This window comes from Hyphomonas sp. UBA4494, from assembly GCF_002388935.1.
Lineage (GTDB): Bacteria > Pseudomonadota > Alphaproteobacteria > Caulobacterales > Hyphomonadaceae > Hyphomonas.
The window spans coordinates 115,109-134,870 of sequence record NZ_DGNK01000012.1 but is presented as its reverse complement, the minus strand read 5'-3'; the positions used below and the strand labels follow the sequence as shown (position 1 = coordinate 134,870).

The 19,762-nt window shown below is 57.0% G+C and carries 20 protein-coding genes; 6 read left to right on the top strand and 14 right to left on the bottom strand.

The features are described from left to right. The first annotated feature begins 23 nt into the window (after positions 1-23). Complete coding sequence (locus B2P82_RS04780; RefSeq protein WP_290495580.1) at positions 24-488, top strand: Hpt domain-containing protein; 465 nt, start codon at positions 24-26, stop codon at positions 486-488. On the opposite strand, the gene B2P82_RS04775 is transcribed toward B2P82_RS04780, so the two are convergent. After that, on the bottom strand, positions 489-1,328 hold the full coding sequence (locus B2P82_RS04775; protein ID WP_290495515.1) for an alpha/beta fold hydrolase: 840 nt from the start codon (positions 1,326-1,328) through the stop codon (positions 489-491). 24 nt (positions 1,329-1,352) lie between these two features. Then, positions 1,353-3,041, bottom strand: coding sequence for an alpha/beta fold hydrolase (locus tag B2P82_RS04770; RefSeq protein WP_290495513.1), 1,689 nt, complete (start codon positions 3,039-3,041; stop codon positions 1,353-1,355). Between the two features lie 155 nt (positions 3,042-3,196). On the opposite strand from B2P82_RS04770, the gene B2P82_RS04765 reads away from it, so the two are divergent. Beyond that, a complete protein-coding gene (locus B2P82_RS04765; RefSeq protein ID WP_290495511.1) occupies positions 3,197-3,829 on the top strand; it encodes a TetR/AcrR family transcriptional regulator in 633 nt (210 codons plus the stop codon). 54 nt (positions 3,830-3,883) lie between these two features. On the opposite strand, the gene B2P82_RS04760 is transcribed toward B2P82_RS04765, so the two are convergent. Beyond that, a complete protein-coding gene (locus tag B2P82_RS04760; RefSeq protein WP_290495510.1) occupies positions 3,884-4,828 on the bottom strand; it encodes a helix-hairpin-helix domain-containing protein in 945 nt (314 codons plus the stop codon). Between the two features lie 143 nt (positions 4,829-4,971). Between B2P82_RS04760 and B2P82_RS04755 the strand changes: the two genes are divergently transcribed. Continuing rightward, positions 4,972-5,673, top strand: coding sequence for a dienelactone hydrolase family protein (locus B2P82_RS04755; protein ID WP_290495508.1), 702 nt, complete (start codon positions 4,972-4,974; stop codon positions 5,671-5,673). Here B2P82_RS04755 and phoB read toward each other — a convergent pair. The 5 genes from phoB to pstC form a co-directional block, all read right to left on the bottom strand. Next, positions 5,670-6,356, bottom strand: a complete 687-nt coding sequence (gene phoB, locus B2P82_RS04750) for a phosphate regulon transcriptional regulator PhoB (RefSeq protein ID WP_034812767.1) — start codon at positions 6,354-6,356, stop codon at positions 5,670-5,672. The genes B2P82_RS04755 and phoB overlap by 4 nt on opposite strands. 26 nt (positions 6,357-6,382) lie before the next feature. Next, the gene (gene phoU, locus B2P82_RS04745) at positions 6,383-7,075 is read right to left on the bottom strand and encodes a phosphate signaling complex protein PhoU (protein WP_034812765.1); all 693 of its coding nucleotides are present in this window, start codon (positions 7,073-7,075) and stop codon (positions 6,383-6,385) included. Positions 7,076-7,084: 9 nt separating this feature from the next. Further along, entirely contained in the window at positions 7,085-7,975 is an 891-nt protein-coding gene (locus B2P82_RS04740; protein WP_414652010.1) for a phosphate ABC transporter ATP-binding protein, read from the bottom strand. Continuing rightward, positions 7,969-9,537, bottom strand: a complete 1,569-nt coding sequence (pstA, locus tag B2P82_RS04735; protein WP_290495506.1) for a phosphate ABC transporter permease PstA — start codon at positions 9,535-9,537, stop codon at positions 7,969-7,971. Before pstA ends, B2P82_RS04740 begins: the two co-directional genes overlap by 7 nt. Then, the gene (pstC, locus tag B2P82_RS04730) at positions 9,530-10,945 is read right to left on the bottom strand and encodes a phosphate ABC transporter permease subunit PstC (RefSeq protein ID WP_290478865.1); all 1,416 of its coding nucleotides are present in this window, start codon (positions 10,943-10,945) and stop codon (positions 9,530-9,532) included. The genes pstA and pstC overlap by 8 nt, the downstream gene beginning before the upstream one ends. Before the next feature lie 129 nt (positions 10,946-11,074). Between pstC and hslV the strand changes: the two genes are divergently transcribed. Then, positions 11,075-11,632 carry an ATP-dependent protease subunit HslV gene (gene hslV, locus B2P82_RS04725; protein ID WP_290495504.1) on the top strand — a complete coding sequence of 186 codons (558 nt, stop codon included), beginning with the start codon at positions 11,075-11,077 and terminating at the stop codon, positions 11,630-11,632. Between the two features lie 62 nt (positions 11,633-11,694). Beyond that, entirely contained in the window at positions 11,695-12,999 is a 1,305-nt protein-coding gene (gene hslU / locus B2P82_RS04720; RefSeq protein ID WP_290495502.1) for an ATP-dependent protease ATPase subunit HslU, read from the top strand. On the opposite strand, the gene B2P82_RS04715 is transcribed toward hslU, so the two are convergent. Continuing rightward, positions 12,996-13,799 (bottom strand): NUDIX hydrolase, encoded by an 804-nt coding sequence (locus B2P82_RS04715; protein WP_290495501.1) that lies wholly within the window; start codon positions 13,797-13,799, stop codon positions 12,996-12,998. The genes hslU and B2P82_RS04715 overlap by 4 nt on opposite strands. Between B2P82_RS04715 and B2P82_RS04710 the strand changes: the two genes are divergently transcribed. Further along, positions 13,778-14,602 (top strand): EAL domain-containing protein, encoded by an 825-nt coding sequence (locus B2P82_RS04710; protein ID WP_290495499.1) that lies wholly within the window; start codon positions 13,778-13,780, stop codon positions 14,600-14,602. The two genes, B2P82_RS04715 and B2P82_RS04710, sit on opposite strands and share 22 nt — an antisense overlap. On the opposite strand, the gene spbR is transcribed toward B2P82_RS04710, so the two are convergent. The 5 genes from spbR to B2P82_RS04685 all read right to left on the bottom strand — a co-directional run bounded on the left by spbR (position 14,599) and on the right by B2P82_RS04685 (position 19,746). Further along, positions 14,599-15,759 carry a SpbR family protein gene (spbR, locus tag B2P82_RS04705; RefSeq protein WP_290495497.1) on the bottom strand — a complete coding sequence of 387 codons (1,161 nt, stop codon included), beginning with the start codon at positions 15,757-15,759 and terminating at the stop codon, positions 14,599-14,601. The genes B2P82_RS04710 and spbR overlap by 4 nt on opposite strands. A 141-nt stretch (positions 15,760-15,900) precedes the next feature. Then, complete coding sequence (gene tig, locus B2P82_RS04700) at positions 15,901-17,238, bottom strand: trigger factor (protein ID WP_349679729.1); 1,338 nt, start codon at positions 17,236-17,238, stop codon at positions 15,901-15,903. Positions 17,239-17,575: 337 nt separating this feature from the next. After that, entirely contained in the window at positions 17,576-18,490 is a 915-nt protein-coding gene (locus B2P82_RS04695; protein WP_290495493.1) for a hypothetical protein, read from the bottom strand. A 12-nt stretch (positions 18,491-18,502) separates the two neighbouring features. Next, the gene (locus B2P82_RS04690) at positions 18,503-19,357 is read right to left on the bottom strand and encodes a CsgG/HfaB family protein (RefSeq protein ID WP_290495491.1); all 855 of its coding nucleotides are present in this window, start codon (positions 19,355-19,357) and stop codon (positions 18,503-18,505) included. 2 nt (positions 19,358-19,359) lie between these two features. Further along, positions 19,360-19,746 carry a hypothetical protein gene (locus B2P82_RS04685; protein WP_290495489.1) on the bottom strand — a complete coding sequence of 129 codons (387 nt, stop codon included), beginning with the start codon at positions 19,744-19,746 and terminating at the stop codon, positions 19,360-19,362. Positions 19,747-19,762 lie beyond the last annotated feature (16 nt).

Here is a 19,762-nt window from a genome sequence, read left to right as displayed (position 1 = left end):
CGGATATCAGCCGAGTGATAAAGATGGCCCCCGTTGCGTCAGTTGGTGATGCCGCTGTTGCTGCATCGGACGCCGGTCACGATCCGGACGAGCTCGGGGATAGAGCAGAAGCCGCGGTCGAAGACCTGTCATCTCGTTTCGACGCGTGGATGCAGGCGGACCTTGATCGTTTGAAGAGTGCCTGGGGAGCCGCCAAGACTTCCGGTGCCAGCCATGCGGACTACAAATTACTCGAAACCTGCGCGCACAATATTCGCGGTGTTGCCACATCATACGGATATCCCGCGGTGTCGCGCCTTTGTGGGTCGCTCTGCAGGTTGCTGTCTGAAACTGAGCCAGGCGAGAATTCTGCGCTGATCAATCTCCATGTCGAGGCCTGCATGGCCGCTTTTGGATCGATTGGCCGGGGTGACGCCGCCCAATCGGTCGCGAACGCAGTGTGTGATGCCCTTGAAGAGCGGGTCGCCGTGAAGACAGCAAAGACCTGATCAAGCCGCAGCTTTCGGCTCACTTTCTGACCTGATCAGAAATTGCCGTATCAGGTCGGCGGTCTCTTCAGCGCGCGTCACAAGAAACAGATGCCCCCCGCCTTCAATGACTTTCAGCTCGGCGTCAGGCAGTGCCACCCGTAATACGTGGCCATTGGCGACAGGCACGATCGTGTCGCGGTCTCCCATCAAAACCAAAGTTGGCATTGTCAGAAAGCGGATGAATGGCAGACTCGACCAGCCGACAAAGGCCAGTAACTGGTAGATATAGCCTTTGGGGTCTGGCGGCAGGAGATTGTCGATATGGCTGCCAGCCTCTCCATCGACGGCTTCGCCATAAAGCGACTCGAAACTCTTCCGCATGAATTCCGGGTCCGAGTAGCGTCGTGTGTCCACCATTTTCGATAGCGACTTCGGGTGGCCTGGAATCATCGTCATCCCGGCTGTGGTCGCGCAAAGCACCAGCTTTTCGACGCGGCGGCGATACTGAAAGGCGAATTGCTGCGCCATGGCTCCGCCCCAGGACACGCCCATCACGTCCACTTCTTCAATGTCATGCAAATCCAGAAGCTTGCGAGCCCAACGTGCCAGCATCCAGGGGCGATAAGGCCAACTGGTCACCGGACTCAAGCCAACGCCGGGCACATCAAAGGTGATTATGTCCCGGTCAGGAAACATGTCGCCAAGACCGAGCGTCAGTTCCAGATTGGCTCCAATGCCATTGAAGAACAGCAAGGTCGCCTGCCCCGAATTGGACGCCGATGTCCATCGCGCTGTGCGCAATTCGATACCGTCTACGTCTTGTGTCTCGATGATCGGCATGCGTTTCGGCGACGTCATGAAGGCTCCCGTGAGATATTCGGCCTATTCGTCAAACACGTAATGGCCCGGCGCGTCATAGAGAGCCGGGAATGCCTCACCACCGCAAGCGCGGGGCGCAGCTTTCAATGTCCCCGAGCGCTCTTTCAGCCACTCGCCCCAGACAGGCCACCAGCTGCCAGCTTCTTCTGTTGCCTTTGCCGCCCAGGTATCGGCATCCGCGTCCAGGTCCGGGTTGCGAAGCATCTTCGCCTTCGGATTGCCTGGTGGATTCAATAGGGACTGGATATGTCCGCTGGAAGACAACACGAATTTTATACTTTGTGATCCGAGGAGTTGAGTTGTGCGGTAACACGCCTTCCACGGGGTGATGTGATCGGTCAGGCCCCCAACCACAAAAGCGTCGGCTGTCACTTTCGTCAAATCAACTGCGTGGCCAGCCACTTCAAACTCGCCCGGGTGACTGAAAGGCTGGTTCAGCCCCATGTCGAGATAGTCCGAATGCAATTGCGCCGGCAAGTTCGTGGAGTCGTTGTTCCAGAACAGGATGTCGAAGGGCGGCGGATCCTCGCCCATCAGGTAATTGTTCACCACATAGTTCCAGACAAGATCATTCGGACGCATCCAGGCAAACATGCGTGCCAGATCATCGCCTTTAAGGATGCCTTTGCGTCTGGAATATTTCCGGGCGACCTCAAGGCTCTGATCAGACACAATCTGCCCCATCTCACTATCTTCCCGCTGGGGATCCAGGACACATACCATGAAGGTCAGCGAGTTGATGCGGTCGTCACCTGCTGCTGCAAACAGACTGGCCAAAGTCGCCGCCGTGATACCGCCCGAACAGGCGCCGGCGATATTTATCTTCCTGGATCGCGTGACCTTGCGGATAACTTCGCTCGCCTGGATCAAGCTGTCGATATAGGCGCTCATGCCCCAATGCGCGTGCTCTTTCTGAGGATTGCGCCAGGACACAACAAAGGTCTGCATTTGCTGCGCCATCAGGAACTGGACCATTGAGATCGCGGGAGACAGGTCCATCGCATAAAACTTGTTGATCTGTGGTGGGACGATCAGAACTGGCGTGCGGTGAACCTTGTCGGTAACTGGCTCATACTGGATCAGTTCCAGCATCTCATTTTTCCAGATCACCTTGCCGCGCGACATTGCGAGATTCTTGCCGACCTCGAAGGGCCGCTTGTCTACCTGGCTCGGCAAACCACCATTTTTTGTGATATCCGTGTACGCATTCTTCAGCCCCTTCAGCAGGGACATGCCACCTGACTCCACCACTTTCTTGCTAGCGGCCGGATTGCCGAGCAGGGAGTTTGTCGGCGCCATGGCGTCGGTAATCATGCTGGTCAGGAACTTCGCCCGCGCATGTTCCAACTCCGTCATGCTGAGATTGGCCACCCAGTCATTCAGATGCTCCTGAGTCGACAGATAAGCCTGCATGCCGCGCTTGTAGAAGGGGTTCTCAGACCAGGTCGAATCCTTGAAGCGGCGATCGCGAGGATCTGCCGCCCGATCGGACCTGCCCATCAAGATCTTCGCGCCGTCAGATGCCATCCGGCTGGCAGCTTTCGCTGTAATGGCCGGATTTTTCATGGTCGAGCGCAGCATCATGGCTACTGCGCCGACCATCTCCTGCGGGTCGGAACCGGACAAGAACGGGTTCACGTCCTTGAATGCCATAGCCGCCTTGTTTGCGTAGTCTTTCTTCGGGCGCGTCATGCCCCTCTCCCCTTGGGTCTGCCCAGTCATTCCCACCAAACGTGGCGACTGGATCTTTTATTGGGCCTCTTTCACATTCGGAAAAAGGTTACATCAAAATTTCAAATAAAATTCGTTCCATAGTGAGAATTGCGTGTCAAACACCATATCAGACCATGAAAACACGCGATCGCATACTTCACGTTAGTTTGCTTCTCTTCAATGAAGAAGGAGAAGCCCAACAGACGGCTGTCGATATTTCGAATGCGCTCGATATCAGCCCTGGCAATCTCTATTACCATTTCAAGGGCAAGGACGCGATCATCCATGCCCTGTTTGACCGGTTCGAGGACGAGATGCGCATCATCCTGAGCGGGTCCCGTGGCCGGATTACCAGTCTGGAGGACAGCTGGGTCTACCTCTACATCATTCTCGAAGAAATTTACGACTTCCGGTTTTTTTATCGCGATCTTGGACTAATGCTCGATCGGTATCCTGACCTTGCCAAACGGTTCAGAACCATCCTGTCGCGGATGCGAACCGCGCTTGTGGATGTGCTGGATGAATTGACCGCGGGATCGGTGTTGCGGCTGGATCCGCGTCTGAGAGAAGTTCTGACAGACCAATTCATGACGACCCTGACCTTTTGGTTGGCGGAGGATCATTTGAATGCGGACAGTCATGATGGGCCAACCTTGATCCACAGGACTGTGCTTCAGGTCATGTGCCTGCTGCCACCCTATATGGGTGACCGGGGTGTGGAGACGCTGACAGATCTCTTCGAGCATTACGACACCGTCGTCGCATAAGAAAAGGGCGGTCCCTCACGGAACCGCCCTCACCAGTTTCATGATTGTGCCGGACTACTTCATCAGCACTTTGGCTTGTTTGACCCATTCATCGCGGGCGATACGGCCACGCGCCATAATCTTGGCGTCCAGGGCCTGAATGTCTGCCGCCTTGAGCGCGGCGATATCGGCAAAGCTCTTGATACCCGCCGCTTTCAGCTTGGCGGCTAGTGCAGGGCCGACCCCTGTCATGAGCGTGAAGTCATCCGCCTTGGTTGACGCGGCAGAGGCCGGTTTTGCCTTTGCGACAGGCTTGGCTTTTGCAGATGTCTTCGGTTTAGCCTCCGCTGGCTTTGCGACGGCGTCCTGAACAGCCTTTGATGTGCGTTGGGCCGCCTTCTTGCTCGTCTTAACAAGTTCCGCACCGGACTCCGTTGCCACAGCTTCGATCTCTTCGGTCAGCCGTGAAATACGCTGCTTCAGATCATTGCTGCGGTCTTTGGTTTTGGACCGAGCCTTCGAAACCGTTTCAGCAACTTCGTCTTCCAGTTTGTCGAGCTTGGCGGCGAGCTTGCCACCTTTCTTGCCGAGGCCCTTCACGCCCAGCAAGTCGCGCATGCGTTCCATCCGAGCTTCGAACTCGTCACGTGCCTGAGTCTGGAATTCGCGGGCGACGCTGGCATATTTGGCGGCGTTCTTCGAAGCGTTCTGAACAACATCATTGTCCTGAACGCGTGCGCGGACGTCATGCTCAATCTCTTCGCCACGCTTGACGAGGTCTTCGAACAATTCGGTGGACTGCTTGTTGAACGTCTTCGTATTGGCGATTGCCTTGTCATAGGCTTTGCCATAGGCGCCAACGCCTGCGAGCCAGATCTTGTGTGCCATGTCGGCCGTGTTTGGCTCAGGCGCTTTGGAAGCCTTCTTTGCCTTGGCTGGCTTCTTGGTGGATTTGGAGGCTTTTGCGCTCGCGGCTTTTGCCGACTTCGCTTTCACCTTCTTCTCATTTTTCTTGGCCATGTGTGGCGCTCCTTTATCCGTAAGTTTCAATGGAACAGGACGTATCGAAAATTCCTAGAATCTTCATACTAATCGCTGCCCCCCTTGAAACAGAGGACCGAATGCCCTGTATCTGACAGGCACACACCAAGGAGAGCAAAGACATGAGCGAAGTTGATTACACTGTCGATGGCAAGACCTATGAGGGCTACTTCCTACGCCCAAAGGGCAAGGATACCGCTCCAGTCGTCGTGATCGCCCATGCATGGGGCGGCCTGGGCGACAATGAGCGCGAGAAGGCCGAACGCATAGCAAAGCTTGGTTACGCCGCTTTCGCCATGGACGTCTATGGCAAGGGAAAGCGCGGCACGACGGTCGAAGAGAACCAAGCCCTCATGAATCCTCTTGTTGGCGACCGGGCCGAATTGCAGAAGCGCCTTGCAGGTGGCCTTGCTGCCGCAAAGCAACAAGTGGGTGTTGACCCAACGAAAGCGGCAGCCATCGGCTTCTGTTTTGGGGGTCTCGCCGTTCTGGACATGGCTCGCGCCAATCATGAGGTTCTGGGCGTAGCCTCATTCCACGGCCTATTCCGCCCAGCCGAAAATGTGCCGGCACCGAAGATCACCGCGAAAGTGATGATCGAGCATGGCTGGCATGATCCAATGGCCACTCCGGAAGACGTGATGGCCATTACGAAGGAACTGGACGGGTCAGGTGCGGACTGGCAATTGCACGTGCACGGTAATTCCATGCACTCCTTCACGACGCTTGGCGCTGATAACAGGGAAATGGGTACGGTCTACAACGCAGATGCAGACCGTCGCAGCTTTGAAAACCTCGAAAACTTCCTGACTGAACTTTTCTAGTCAGCTCGAAGAGCATACCCAGCGGAGCGGACGGTCCGGATCGGATCGTCCCCGCCTTCCTGACGCAATGCCTTGCGCAGACGCCCGACATGCACGTCTACGGTCCGCGCCTCGACATAAACGTCCGAGCCCCAGACTGTGTCGAGCAATTGCTCGCGTGAAAACACACGTCCCGGATGCTGCATGAAATAGTCCAGCAAGCGAAACTCGGTCGGCCCGAGATGGATATCCTGCCCATTCCGGGCGACCTTGTGCGCGACCCGGTCAATCTCGATATCCCCTACTGTAATTCGATCATCCTTCAGGCCGGGGCGGATACGACGCAACACGGCGCGAACACGCGCCATCAATTCGGTCGTTGAAAAAGGCTTGGTGACGTAATCATCGGCGCCGGTATCGAGCCCCCGAATGCGGTCACTTTCTTCGCCCCGTGCGGTCAACATGATGATTGGCAAGTTCGGATTGGCCCCGCCACTGCGGATCCGACGGCAGACTTCGATGCCGCTGACCTTGGGAAGCATCCAGTCAAGCAACAGCAGATCCGGCGCGCGTTCCTCGATCATCAGCATCGCTTCTTCACCATCGCTGGCTATTGCGACCTCATAGTCCTCTTTCTTGAGATTGTAGAAAAGCAACTCCGAAACGGCGCTCTCATCTTCGGCGATAAGCACATAGGGCTTCATGACAGATCCTCTTGTCCTACGTCTTTTCAGACGCCCGTATTGGGGGCTTTCGGGCGCTCATGGGGCATGAGATATTCGCCAGTGATTTGAAAGTAAATGAATTCTGCGATGTTCGTGCAGTGGTCGCCGATGCGTTCAAGGTTTTTGGCCATGAACAACATATGCGCTCCAGCACCGATGGTGCGCGGATCCTCGATCATGTAAGTGATCATTTCCCGGAACAATGAATTATAGTGCTGGTCGATGTCGTCATCGCTTTCCCAGACCATTTTGGCGGTCTCGGCATTGCTGGTCGCATAAGCATCCAACACGGAATGCAATTGCAGTGACACCGGGCGTGCCATGCGCGCTACGCCGTGGCGCATCATGGACGGGACAGCATCATCCAGCATCAGCGTGCGCTTGCCGATATTCTTCGAAAGATCACCAATCCGCTCCAGCTCACCCGCTGTCTTCAGCGCCGCAAAGACCGACCGCAGATCATGAGCCATGGGCTGGCGGCGCGCGATCAGACTCACAATCTGGCGCTCCACTTCTTCTTCCAGCCGGTCGACACTGGGATCGCGGGAGATCACATCCTTTGCGAGTTCCTTGTCATTGCGGTCTACCGCCTGGCAGGAATCCAGGATCATTGTTTCCACAATGCCGCCCATACGCATGAGATCGGCAGCGATCTTGTCGAGCTCGTCTGTGAATGCTGAGACGATGTGATCTGCCATGCAGTCTCCCTATCCGAACCGGCCGGTGATGTAGTCTTCAGTGCGCCGCTCACGCGGGCTGGTGAATATTTGGTCGGTGTCGCCCATCTCAACGAGGTGGCCAAGATGGAAGAAGGCCGTGCGTTGCGACACTCGCGCTGCCTGTTGCATGGAATGGGTCACGATTACAATGCAATAGCGCTTTCTGAGCTCGTCAATCAGTTCCTCGATCCGTGCCGTTGCAATCGGATCCAGCGAAGAACACGGCTCATCCATCAAAATAACCTCAGGTCGCACCGCGATTGCGCGGGCAATGCACAAGCGCTGCTGCTGCCCACCTGACAGGCTGGTGCCGGGCTGGGTGAGCCGGTCTTTAACTTCCTGCCACAGACCGGCGCGGCGCAGGCTTTTCTCGACGATGGCATCGAGTTCCTGCCGATCGTCTACGAGTCCATGAATGCGCGGCCCATAAGCGATGTTGTCGTAAATGGATTTCGGAAACGGGTTGGGCTTCTGGAACANNTAGGCCACGTTGTCGTAGATCGACTTGGGGAACGGGTTGGGCTTCTGGAACACCATGCCGACACGCGACCGCAATAGCACCGGGTCCACATCTGGCGAATTGATGTTCTCACCATCCATGAAGATGTCGCCGGTCACCTTCGCTCCATCAATCGTATCATTCATGCGGTTCAGGCAGCGCAGAAAGGTGGATTTTCCACACCCGGATGGGCCGATCAGCGCCGTAACCGAACGGTCGAAAACTGGCAGAGACACATCGAACACGGCCTGTTTGCCGCTGTAAAAGACGTTAACGTCCTGACAATTGATGCGGGGATAAACCAGCGCCTGCGCCTGGTCAGCGCCTTCTCCGGTCAAAGCCGGATCGTGATCTGTCTGGGCCGTGGTATCCACTACCATCTCCGCTCGAATTTGCGTCGCAACATAACGACGATGACATTCATTGTAACAAGAAGCGCTAGAAGGATCACGATCACTGCAGCCGTCATCGGCTCCCAGGCGCGCTCCGCATTCGACGCCCAGCTATAGATCAGCACCGGTAGCGCAGTTGCCTCGTCGGTCGTCGAGGACGGCACTTCCGCAACAAATGCCACCATTCCAATCAGAAGCAATGGTGCTGTCTCCCCCAATGCGCGCGCCATTCCGAGGATTGCGCCGGTCAACATGCCCGGAAAGGCGAGCGGCAGAACATGGTGAAACACGGCCTGCATTCGAGACGCGCCAACAGCGAGGGCGCCACTTCGGATCGACGGGGGCACAGCCCTGAGGGCTGCGCGGGCAGCGATGATCACAACCGGCAGGATCAGCAAAGCCAGAACGAGACCGCCCACCAGAGGCGCCGATCGCGGCAAACCGAACGTGCCGAGCAACAAGGTGGCCCCCAACAGGCCAAAGACGATGGACGGTACCGCTGCCAGATTGTTGATGTTCACCTCAATCAGTTGAGTCAGCCGGTTCTTCGGCGCGAACTCCTCAAGGAATATGGCGGCAAAAATGCCCATGGGGATGGCAACCATGCCAGTAACCAGCATCGTCAACAGAGATCCAACAATTGCCGCTAGAGATCCCGCAAGTTCCGGATATGTGCTGTCTGTGCTGGTCAAGAGGCTCGTATGGGGTACGCGCCGAATGATACCTTCCGATTTCAAGGCCAATGCCCATGCGATCTGCAAATCAGAAATCGTCCGGTTGCTCTCGGGAACGGCCACGATCAGACCCTTCAACGGCTTGCCTTGAAAGTCTGCGAGATCGCCAGCCAGTATCTCGAACCCGGCGGTCTGGTCTTGCAAATCTGTCAGACGCGCCACTGCGCTGTCGGCGATCACCAATACCGATGGCGCGCCTTGCTGCGATCCGAGCGCTGTGAGCGAGGAAAGAACGGACTCCAAGGCCGGATGCCTCAGGACCATTTCATCCGTACCCTGCCCCGGGCTGATTTGTGCGCCCTCACCGAGCCGGAACGGTATGCTGCGCGGCGACGACCGCTTCAGGAACAGGTCGACGTCATCCGAAACGGGAACCTGGATCGAGACCGTCTGGTCAATCAATGTAGGATTTTTCGCCACCCGACGCGCGAGCGGCAAAACCGCCAGCCGGTCAATCAAGGCGCTGAAGTCCTTCCGTACTGCGGGAGTGTCTTCCAGGTTTGCGAATTTCGCAAAAAGGTCATCCCGCACCAGCGTGTAAAAGCCTTCGATATTTCGGGTGATTTCTTCTGGCGAGGCGCTGCCATCTGGTACAATGCGGTCGGCATCGAGCGCGATATCCATCTTCACCACGTGATACGTGACCGCGCTGCTCGCCTTCCAGGCAATCGCGCAGATCAAAAAAACCAAAGAGAAAAGTGCAAAGCCAAGGGCCACGAGCCCATACACCCGGAATCGCGTGTCCGCAGCGCGGCGGCGGCGCAGGTGCTTCAAGGCCTTTTCTGACCGAAGCGGTGTTTCCACGGGACTACTCATACTTCTCTCTGTATCGCTGGACGACCCGGAGGGCGATCAGGTTAAAGCCGAGTGTAACGACGAAGAGGACAAGTCCCAACGCAAAGGCTGACAGCGTCTTCGGACTGTCGAACTGCGTCTCCCCCGTCAGAAGTGCCACGATCTGGACCGTAATTGTCGTCAAATCCGTAGACGGATCGAAAGAAATGCGTGCCCGCTGACCTGCCGCCATAACAACAATCATGGTTTCGCCTATGGCTCGGGAAACGGCCAGCAGCATGGACGCGACAATACCCGGCAAGGCGGCCGGCAAGATGATCTGCTTGATCGTCTCCGACTTGGTTGCCCCCATAGCGAACGCAGCATCACGCAAAGTTTGCGGCACGGCATTGATCACGTCATCCGACAAGGATGACACAAATGGAATGACCATGACGCCCATGACCAATCCCGCCGCCAGCGCGCTTGTCGGTTGTGCTGCCAGCAAAGGTTCGGACGTGATGCCAATATTGATCAACAAGCTGTTGATCCCGAGTGCGGCCGCCCTCACGCCGGGCGCAATTACCAGAAGCGCAAAGAAACCATATACAACCGTCGGAATGCCGGCGAGCATCTCCAGCAACGGCTTCGTGTACCGCCGAACGCGCGGGGAGGCATATTCCGACAGGAATATGGCGGCGAACAACCCGATCGGGGCCGCCACCAGCATCGCGATCAATGCGATCATGAACGTGCCGAAGAAAAGTGGTAGTGCGCCGAATTCTGCGCTTGTCTGCGCGTTCCACCGCGTGCCAAACAGAAAGTCGGTTATCGGCACCTGAGCAAAAAAGCGTATGCTTTCATAGAGAAGGGACGCAACGATGCCGACTGTGGTGGCGATCGCGATGGCCGCGCACAGGAACAGGAATGCTTCTGCCCCACGCTCCACTTTGAGCCGGGCCCGAAAAGCCGGAGCGACCTGGCGACGCGCATAGGCGATACCTCCAATCGCAGCCAGAACCATCGCCCCCAGCGTAGCACCATTCAGACTGCCAGATAATTCAAGGTAGCGGTTCGTAACCGTCGCGAATATGCGGTCTGCGCCAGTATAGCCGCCGGTCCTCGCCGCCGCTGAGACAGCTTCCAAATAGGATTGAAGCTCAGCCCTGGAAAATTGGCGGAAGCCCTCCGGCAACTCGCTGTCCAGCCACCCGAAGATGGCCGCGCGTGAAAACAGGATATAGGCCGACGCGATGAACAGCGTGGGCAGCAGGCCCCACATTGCCACATAGTAGCCGTGATAGTTTCCACGTGAATGAAATTTGTGACGGCCCGACACCAAGTAACGCTCAGCGCGTATTCGCCCCACAGAAAATCCGGTCGTGACCACGAAGATTATCAGCGCGGTCAGCAACCATCCCATAGGTAGTTGGCCGAGCTGTTGCACCATTCAGGCGGTTCCCTTCCATCCGCGCCCAGATAGCCGGGCAAAGCTACACTTATATGACATATCTCTGTGGAAATTCATGTAACAGGTCCTCTCTTGAACAGACAGCACGGATCGGCCACATCATTCGCCATGACGCACGACACTGACAACGCCGCCATTTGGCATGGCACAACCATTCTCGCCGTCCGCAAGGGCCGAAAACTCGTCATGCTCAGCGATGGGCAGGTTTCGATGGGTCAGACCATCATGAAAGGCAACGCCCGCAAGGTCCGCCGAATCGCTGCCGGAGACATTCTCGCAGGATTTGCCGGCGCAACTGCGGACGCTTTCACCCTGTTTGAGCGACTTGAAGCCAAATTGGAGCGCCACCCTGGCCAGCTCCAACGCGCTGCCGTTGAACTTGCCAAGGATTGGCGGACCGAGAAATATCTTCAAAAACTCGAAGCCTTGCTGATCGTGGCCGACAAGGAATCGACACTCGTCATCACAGGCGCCGGTGATGTGTTGGAGCCTGAACACAATGTCGTTGCTGTCGGGTCTGGCGGCAATTACGCCCTGGCCGCGGCCCGCGGCCTTTACGACTATGAGGACGACTCCGAAGAGATCGGCCGCAAAGCAATGCAGATTGCTGCCGACATCTGCGTCTACACCAATAGCCATTTCACGCTGGAAACGCTGGACCTCTAGGTTTCCGCATTTCGCGCCTTGTTTCACGCTGGCCGAGCGCCAGACCCATTTCGGAAGTCCTGATGAAAGACCTTACTCCCCGCGAAATTGTCGCAGAACTTGACCGCCACATCGTTGGGCAGACTGGCGCGAAGCGCGCAGTTGCCATAGCACTCCGCAATCGCTGGCGCCGGAAACGGGCACCCGACTCGATCCGATCCGAGATCACGCCGAAGAATATCCTGATGATCGGACCCACGGGCGTCGGCAAAACCGAAGTGTCTCGTCGTCTTGCCCGACTTGCCAATGCGCCCTTCCTGAAAGTTGAAGCCACAAAGTTCACGGAAGTCGGCTATGTCGGGCGTGATGTGGAACAGATCATCCGCGATCTGGTGGAGTCATCGGTTTCGATGATCCGCGAACAAAAACGAGAGGGCGTTACGGCGCAGGCCAAAGACGCAGCCGAAGAACGTCTACTCGATGCGCTGGTCGGCGAAGAAGCCCAGTCCTCCACACGCGAAGTCTTTCGCACCAAACTCCGCGCCGGAGAACTCGACGACAAGCCGGTCGATCTCGACATCGCTGAAACCAACAGCCCGATGCAGATGATGGATATTCCCGGCCAAGGTGGCTCCATGGGCATGATCAATCTCTCCGACATGCTGGGTAAAGCCATGGGCGGTCGCACGAAACGTGTGCGAACGACGGTCAAGGAAGCCTACCAACCGTTGATCGAGGAAGAAGCTGATCGGCTGCTGGACGAAGACGCGATTGTTCGGGAAGCCGTTCATGCGGTCGAAGAAGATGGTATCGTTTTCCTGGATGAGATCGACAAAGTTGCCGCCAAACAAGGCCGTGGCGGCGCTGATGTCAGCCGCGAAGGCGTTCAACGCGACCTCTTGCCCCTAATCGAAGGCACGACCGTCAGCACCAAGCGTGGCGCCATCAAGACCGACCATATACTCTTTATTGCTTCCGGCGCGTTTCACGTTTCGAAACCGTCTGACCTCCTGCCCGAACTGCAGGGGCGCCTCCCCATCCGCGTAGAACTCGACGCTCTGACACGGGATGATTTACGTCGTATTCTGGTAGAGCCCGAAGCCAGCCTGATCCGCCAGTATCAAGCCCTGATGGAAGCTGAAGGCGTCACACTGGAATTCGAAGACGCTGCCATCGACCGCCTTGCCGATCTTGCCGAAGCCGTGAACAGCAGCGTGGAAAATATCGGCGCCCGTCGCCTGCAAACAGTCCTGGAGCGCCTGCTGGACGAAATCAGCTTCGAGGCGCCCGACAAGTCAGGCGAGACCATCACGATCACGCCCGACTATGTGAATGAGCGTGTCGAGAGCCTGGCTGGAGATGCCGACCTCTCGAAATTCATTCTCTAGACGTTTACGCGGGACAGCAGCTCAACGGTCTGGCCGTACCCCTCCACGTCTGGAATGATCAGACACGGCTCGCCTTCGGGTGTCTCTGACTGCTGCGGTTTGACGGTTATAACGGTTTCGCGGCCAAATCGCTCGATCGCATCGGCCACGGAACTGGCCGTTGCGAACTTTTTCAAATTCATCCGGGTGGGGAAGATGATAATAGCCTCACCGGCCTCCTCTGCATCCAGTGCGGCTTGCGCGCCAATCCATACAGAGTCCGTTGTCTCGCGGCCATCATGGGCGGCAATCTGATCTGGCGGTGCAGGCGCAACATAGAAATGCGTATCAAAGCGCTTGGGCATCATGTCGGGTGTGATCCAGTGCCCAAAGTAAACGAGACTATCGAGCGCGAGCACGAGATCATTGTCGCGTATCAGCTCCAGAAAGCTCTGCTCGCCCCGGTCTACAGCTGACCGGAATGGATCCAGTTTTTCCGCCATGTCAGGGCCAACCAGCGGCTGATTGGTACCGCGCTGCGCGCGTGGGCGCGCCAGCAACAGGCCCGACTCCTCATAAGCTTCGCGCACCGCCGCGATACGGGCGTCCTGCTGCACCGGCCCGAAATCGCCATCGGTGTAGGGATCCCAATCCGCACTTGCATCTTCCGCATTTGCCTTGCCGCCCGGGAAGACGAGCGCGCCCGCAGCAAAGTCGATCTGATAGTGGCGTTTCACCATCAGCACTTCGGGAATGTTTGCTCCATCTCGAACGATGAGCACTGTGGCCGAGAGTCTTGGTGCGTCGGGCTGCGTTGTCATTTTCTTATGGTCCCGTATTTTTCTGTCAAATTTCCTCAAAATCCCAACGGATTTCTGCGCGTGATCTTCAATCCTCTCCCTTAGGTAAGGCAATAGGCACGGTCAGAAAGACGGGAAGAGTGATGCGGGAATTGCTTCAAACGAAAGTTGTCGCCCACAGTGGACAGAAGGTCCATCTCCGCTTCCAGCCTGTCATGCATGTGCTCGACGGTACCTCATTTGGTACGGTCTGCGAGATGTCCAAGCGGTTTGAAGAGAAGGCCGCCTTCGGCCCGGCCGCCGCTACTCAGTCAGCAACAGGCCCAGCCAAATGGCTTGCTGATCGTCTCCTCGAAGTTGCCAGTGCGGCGCATACATTTGACAATCGGATGCGTCCAATCATCGTGCCGGCCCCAGCAACGGCGCTAATGGATGATAACACGGCTGTAGGTTGTGACGCTGCCGTCCGCCGAACGACTCTCTGCCAACAAGAAATCAGTCTCGAATTCCAGGATTCTGTCTTCGCCGATGGGCGCACGGACGCGATCCACAGCGTGGCAGGTCTCCGCAAGCGCGGCTTTCGCGTATCAATCGATATGCGTAAATCGTGGCAGACCCAACTGCGCGATGGTCTTGGCCTGATGATCGATAGTGTCCGAGTGGATGCCCGAGAACTGCAAATCAATGAAGAGCTGATGGATTTGTGCGAATCTGCAAGCGCCGCCGGTATTCTCGTCATTGCCGACAAGGCGAATTGGCGTGATGGAGCGTTTTTTGACAGTCTGGGTGTCCAGGCGGGCGTCCGGATGCGCACCGACTGCTAGGCGACATCTACCGTACCGTTGGCTTCGTCCATCGCCGCCATTTCCGAATAATAGTCCAGCTTCTCAAGCAGATAGTCGAGGTCTTCCTTCGGGATGGCCTGGAACTGGGTCAATACACGTTCGATCATGCGCGCGCGGAATCGGGCGCGATCATTCGGCCCGCCGTCATGCGTTGTCTCATGGAAAACATTCACAGCGGCCCGGAACGCGGGCAGCATTTTCCGTGGCATACCGGCTCTATCGAATACAGCCTGTAGCCCCAACGGCCCCGCATCATGGATCATCAACCAAACGCGCTGGTGGCCCACACCAGACAATTCCGCCAGCGAATGCTCAACGAACGGCATCTGGCCGCAGCAGAGCGCCCGCATAATCAGTGAATGGGTCAACCGCCCATTCAGGTGAAGCTGCGAGACAAAACGCGGCAAATCATAAGTTCGCCCCGCCTGCTCTACCAGATCAATCGTTGCCCGCTCACGCGATGCCGAGGCGAGGTCGATCGCCATTTGTGCCGGAAGCTCGTGGCGATTGACCAGCAGGTCAAACAACTGGCCAGAAACCAGCGAAACCATCTTTTCGGCGATATGGGTAGGAATGTATTCGCGACTGATAAAGCCCTTTTGCACATCCTCATCAGACCCAAACCGGCGGATCGAGTTTTCATAAGCGGCGTCCGTAAACTCCGCCCCCTCATTTGCGGACAACATCCGCACGGCCTCAACCGTTCCATGCTCGGAAATCACGTCCGTCAGTGTCGTCGACAGGGTTTCACGATTGGCAATTGCGGCCTGTTTTGCCGCGGTGACGGACAGGACAAGTTCAATCAGATCCTCTTCGGTAAACACCGGCGAGTCCTGCAGTACGGGAATGGCTACAGCCTCGATATCCTGCGCCAGCTTCAAGGCGATCTCTCGTGGCAAAATCGGCGAATTTCGTAACGTGACAGACAAGGTGCGCCGCACCAGATCCGCCGCATCATCCGCGAGTATTCCCATGATTTCCTGTGCATATTCGCGCTCGGAATCACTCAGCACATCCAGAGCGATCCGGCGACACAACCGATGGGCAACCGATGCCCGATCTTCGGGTGTTTCACCCTTGATCAGTCTGTGGATGTCCTGTTCGTTCAGTTGTGGGCGAATACTCTGGACGCTCATCTTCTGATGCCTCTTGTTTTCGATTCGATACAAACTCGCGGTATGCGGTTAACATCCGGTTTACCTATTGGGGTTCGCCGCATGAAAAAAGCCGGCCCCTGCGGACCGGCTTTCATCAGATTTCGTCTACTGGCGTGAAGACTACTCGTCTTCTTCCTTAAACAGGTCTTCGCGGGACACCGTTTCCTCGGTGATTTCAGCGACTTCCAGAATATGGTCGACGACCTTGTCTTCGTAGATCGGTGCGCGCAGCTGGGCCATCGCGCCAGGATTGTTGCGGAAGAATTCCACCACCTGCGTTTCCTGACCAGGATACTGGCGTGCTTCGCGGACCAGAGCCTGGTTCACTTCCTGCTCGGAAATGCGAACGTCGGCCACGCGGCCGATCTCGGCGAGGACCAGACCGAGGCGCACGCGACGCTCTGCGATCTTGCGATACTCTTCCTTGAGTTCGTCTTCCGACTTGTCCTTGTCTTCGTCAGCCGTGCGGCCCGCATCCATTTCCGACTGCAGTTGCTGCCAGATCTGATTGAACTCCTGCTCCACCATGTTCGGCGGCAGATCGAAGCTGTGAGCCTCATCCAGTTGGTCAAGCAGGTTACGCTTCGCTTTGGCGCGGGACGCACCGTCATGCTCAGCTTTCAACTGGTCTTTCACAAGGCCGGTCAGCTGCTCAAGGCTTTCCAGACCGAGACCCTTGGCGAATTCGTCGTCGAGTTCAGCCGTTTTTGGCGCGCGAACTTCGTGCACTTTCACTTCGAAGACAGCTTCCTTGCCGGCAAGGTCAGCGGCGCCGTACGCTTCCGGGAACGTTACGGTCACGTCTTTTTCGTCACCCGCCTTCACGCCGACCAGTTGGTCTTCGAAGCCCGGAATGAACTGGCCGGAACCAATGACCAGTGTCTGCTGCTCGGCGCTACCGCCTTCAAAGGCTTCGCCATCGATCTTGCCCACGAAATCCATGACGACTGCGTCGCCTTCCTTGGCTTTCGCCGTCTTGGCGCGCGGTTCATACTGTGTGTTCTGTTCGGCGATACGGCCAAGCGCTTCGTCGATCTGTTCCTGAGCGACGTCCGCGACGGGGCGCGTGATGGTCAGCTTGGTCACATCGGCCGGCTCGAACTCCGGCATCACGTCGACATTCATGTTGTAGGACAGATCGGCCTGGCCCTTGACCACAGCTTCCATATCGCCATCGATCTGGACGTCTGGCTGGCCAGCCGGGCGCAGCTCATTGTCTTCAAGCGCCTTCTGGTTGGTCTCGGTGACCAGCTTGTTGATCAACTCGCCCATCAGGTCCTGGCCGTACAGCTTGCGGACATGGGATGCGGGCACCTTGCCCGGACGGAAGCCCTTAAGCTTCATTTGCGGCCGGATTTCTTCAATCCGCTCGTCGAGTTTGGCCTGCAGTTCCGAGGCCGGCACTTTAACGGCGAACGTGCGGCTAAGACCTTCTGCCTTGGTCTGGGTAACTTCCATCGGTTCAATCATCCGTAATCTTGGGTCACGGGCGCAAGAAATGCGCGCGGGCGCCCTGTGAATCCTGTCTGAAGGGGCGGCTTATGTCATAGCCGAAAGCCCCTGTCCACGCTGGACTATGCGCGGATAGCAGCACTTTCAACCATGCAAATACGAGAAAGCGCAAATGGAGGGTTTTCCATGCAAGCCAAGACCGCCAAACCGTAGTCTTCACCGAAGAAAAAAGGCCCGCCGCAAAAGCGGACGGGCCCGGAGACCGGTGAGTGAACCGGCCAAAAATGAGGGCACCGAACGATCATTCGGGGGACTGACGGCCGCCCGGCGCCCTCTTCCGCAGCTACTGAACCGAAATGTTCACCGTGTTGCCGATGGACGCTGCGGTAGCAGCAGCCTCGGCACCATGGGACACTTGGGCAGCAAGTGCAGAAATCTGATGGCCAGAATTCGCCTGTCTGACGCGAGTCAGGGCGTTGCCCACGACATCAGAGTTCAGGCTGGTGAGCGATGCGGAATTGCCGATCGCAGCTGCGGTGGCTGTGCCGTCAGCAAAGCCAACCAAACGGCCGTTCAATTCGGCGACCATCGTACCGGAATTGTACTGCTGCGCAGTCATGCTGCCGCTTCCCGGGATCTCAACGGATAGCGAGTTGCCGATCGACGCCGCAGTTGCAGTGACTTCAGTTATCTCACTGATCGTCGCATTCATCTGAGTGGTCATGTATCCGCTGTTCGATTGCGTTGAGCGGCTTGCGAGTGTGCTGGCTTCTGACGTGACCGATGCAGTATTGCCGATGGCAGCTGCCGTCGCTGTTGCGATACCGGAATTCTCGATGTTCACATTGGCATTGGCATAGGCTGCACCTGAATTGCCTTGGGTGACCGATGAGACGGCGTCGGCAACCGAGTCGATCGAATAGGAATTGCCGATTGTCGCAGCCGTGCCGGTGACTTCACCCATCGCACCGCCGAGGAGGTTGAGGGTGGCACTCTGATTGCCGCTGTTGACCTGACGAGTTGCGTAGTCAATTGCGTTGGCGGCGGCATCGGACACGTCACCAAGAGCTGAATCGCCCAGCACGTCCAAATCGGCATCAACCACACTGTCGCCACCAATGTCGACAGAGGCATCGACGACGTCTCCAATGCCGAGATCGACATCGACTGGACCTCTGCCATTATTGTTGCCGCGGTCGGCGACCGCCTGTCCGCACAGTATGAGGGCAGAAGCGAAGTAAAGAGCAGACCGTTTCATGAATATTCTCCTTTAATGATTAGTCTGTTGAAAGGCAGGCACGTCCGACATGACGAACTCTGCTTGAGCGCAGGCTTGCGCGGACGGACCGGCGATGCCTGAGACGAGATCGAAAACGGCGCTTTCGACGATCGTTCGGATTGCGGTGTGCACAGGCTCCTGAGCGCGCTCGCCCATGCCGATGTCGATGGTTGTGTCCCCAATGAATTCGAACACACCCGCGCGAATTTCGCGCCCGCGAATTATTTTCCGTTGGCTGACCAGATTCACCACGCTCAAATCAGTGGCGTTGACCAGACGAAGGTCCAGAGCGACGGTCATTGCATAGTGGCGCTTACCACCAACAACCGGCCCTATACGTGCTTCGCGAACATTGCTGTGCACGTTGAAATTCAGTTCCGTGATACCGCCGAGCAGGATGTAGTCGCTGCCGGCAATAGAACCTGTGAATACTTTACGGTAGTCCTCGGTTGGCTCGCCCGCTTCACTGATCAGGCGATTGTTTGCAAATTCAAGCTCCTGCTCGGCAACGGCGGTATCAAGGCGCTCGGCGAGTGGGAAACCAGCTTGGCTAACTGCCGACATCACCATCAGAGAGGCGCCCTGCGTGGCCACTGCGCCTTCGAATGTCGAAAATCTTCCGGTCATGTCGCGTATGTCGCCCACGGCGATCCGTGGCTTTTCCGCTGGTGTGCTCCACTTCATGCAAGTGAGCTGGCCCGAATAGGCAGTGGAGCTGTTTTCCACAATTGCGCCGGTCGACAGATAGTCCGGATTGGAGACGATCCCTTCCATCGACGTGCAAGCCGTCGAGATGACCAGACCGGCGCCGATCAGAAACGGGCGAAATGCTTTGCGACAGGTCATGATCAGTCACCCCCACTCGTTGGAAGATGGGCAACGATTGCGGACTGGTTTCCCAAATTGATTTGGGAGGCATCCACCATCACGGTGTTGTTGTTTCCTTCAATCTCCACACTGATCATGTTGCCGATTGCGGTTGCGCTGCCGCCAGTCGTCGTACCTGACCATGACGGCATCATCGCACGCGTGCTCCCGAATGAGCCGGTGGCGGCTGAGGATCCTGATCCCCCTCCGGCGATGATGATCCGATTGGCCTGGGTATCGCGGCTGAAGCCAAGCGGCGCATCTGACCATCCCCCGGCTTCCATGCTTATCTGGGCCGAAGCCGGGATAGCAGAGACCAGCGATGCAGAGATCACAATTGATTGCAGTGTTAGTTTCAAGTTCGTCATTTCGTATCCCCGAATG

Bases quoted from the DNA above. Each gene is read 5' to 3' on its own strand.
- B2P82_RS04770 (WP_290495513.1), bottom strand. From the start codon at position 3,041: ATGACGCGCCCGAAGAAAGACTACGCAAACAAGGCGGCTATGGCATTC.
- spbR (WP_290495497.1), bottom strand. From the start codon at position 15,759: ATGAGCGTCCAGAGTATTCGCCCACAACTGAACGAACAGGACATCCAC.
- pstA (WP_290495506.1), bottom strand. From the start codon at position 9,537: ATGAGTAGTCCCGTGGAAACACCGCTTCGGTCAGAAAAGGCCTTGAAG.
- hslU (WP_290495502.1), top strand. From the start codon at position 11,695: ATGAAAGACCTTACTCCCCGCGAAATTGTCGCAGAACTTGACCGCCAC.
- hslV (WP_290495504.1), top strand. From the start codon at position 11,075: ATGACGCACGACACTGACAACGCCGCCATTTGGCATGGCACAACCATT.
- B2P82_RS04775 (WP_290495515.1), bottom strand. From the start codon at position 1,328: ATGACGTCGCCGAAACGCATGCCGATCATCGAGACACAAGACGTAGAC.
- B2P82_RS04690 (WP_290495491.1), bottom strand. From the start codon at position 19,357: ATGACCTGTCGCAAAGCATTTCGCCCGTTTCTGATCGGCGCCGGTCTG.
- B2P82_RS04695 (WP_290495493.1), bottom strand. From the start codon at position 18,490: ATGAAACGGTCTGCTCTTTACTTCGCTTCTGCCCTCATACTGTGCGGA.
- B2P82_RS04715 (WP_290495501.1), bottom strand. From the start codon at position 13,799: ATGACAACGCAGCCCGACGCACCAAGACTCTCGGCCACAGTGCTCATC.
- B2P82_RS04765 (WP_290495511.1), top strand. From the start codon at position 3,197: ATGAAAACACGCGATCGCATACTTCACGTTAGTTTGCTTCTCTTCAAT.
- B2P82_RS04755 (WP_290495508.1), top strand. From the start codon at position 4,972: ATGAGCGAAGTTGATTACACTGTCGATGGCAAGACCTATGAGGGCTAC.
- tig (WP_349679729.1), bottom strand. From the start codon at position 17,238: ATGGAAGTTACCCAGACCAAGGCAGAAGGTCTTAGCCGCACGTTCGCC.
- phoB (WP_034812767.1), bottom strand. From the start codon at position 6,356: ATGAAGCCCTATGTGCTTATCGCCGAAGATGAGAGCGCCGTTTCGGAG.
- B2P82_RS04760 (WP_290495510.1), bottom strand. From the start codon at position 4,828: ATGGCCAAGAAAAATGAGAAGAAGGTGAAAGCGAAGTCGGCAAAAGCC.
- B2P82_RS04685 (WP_290495489.1), bottom strand. From the start codon at position 19,746: ATGACGAACTTGAAACTAACACTGCAATCAATTGTGATCTCTGCATCG.
- pstC (WP_290478865.1), bottom strand. From the start codon at position 10,945: ATGGTGCAACAGCTCGGCCAACTACCTATGGGATGGTTGCTGACCGCG.
- phoU (WP_034812765.1), bottom strand. From the start codon at position 7,075: ATGGCAGATCACATCGTCTCAGCATTCACAGACGAGCTCGACAAGATC.
- B2P82_RS04780 (WP_290495580.1), top strand. From the start codon at position 24: ATGGCCCCCGTTGCGTCAGTTGGTGATGCCGCTGTTGCTGCATCGGAC.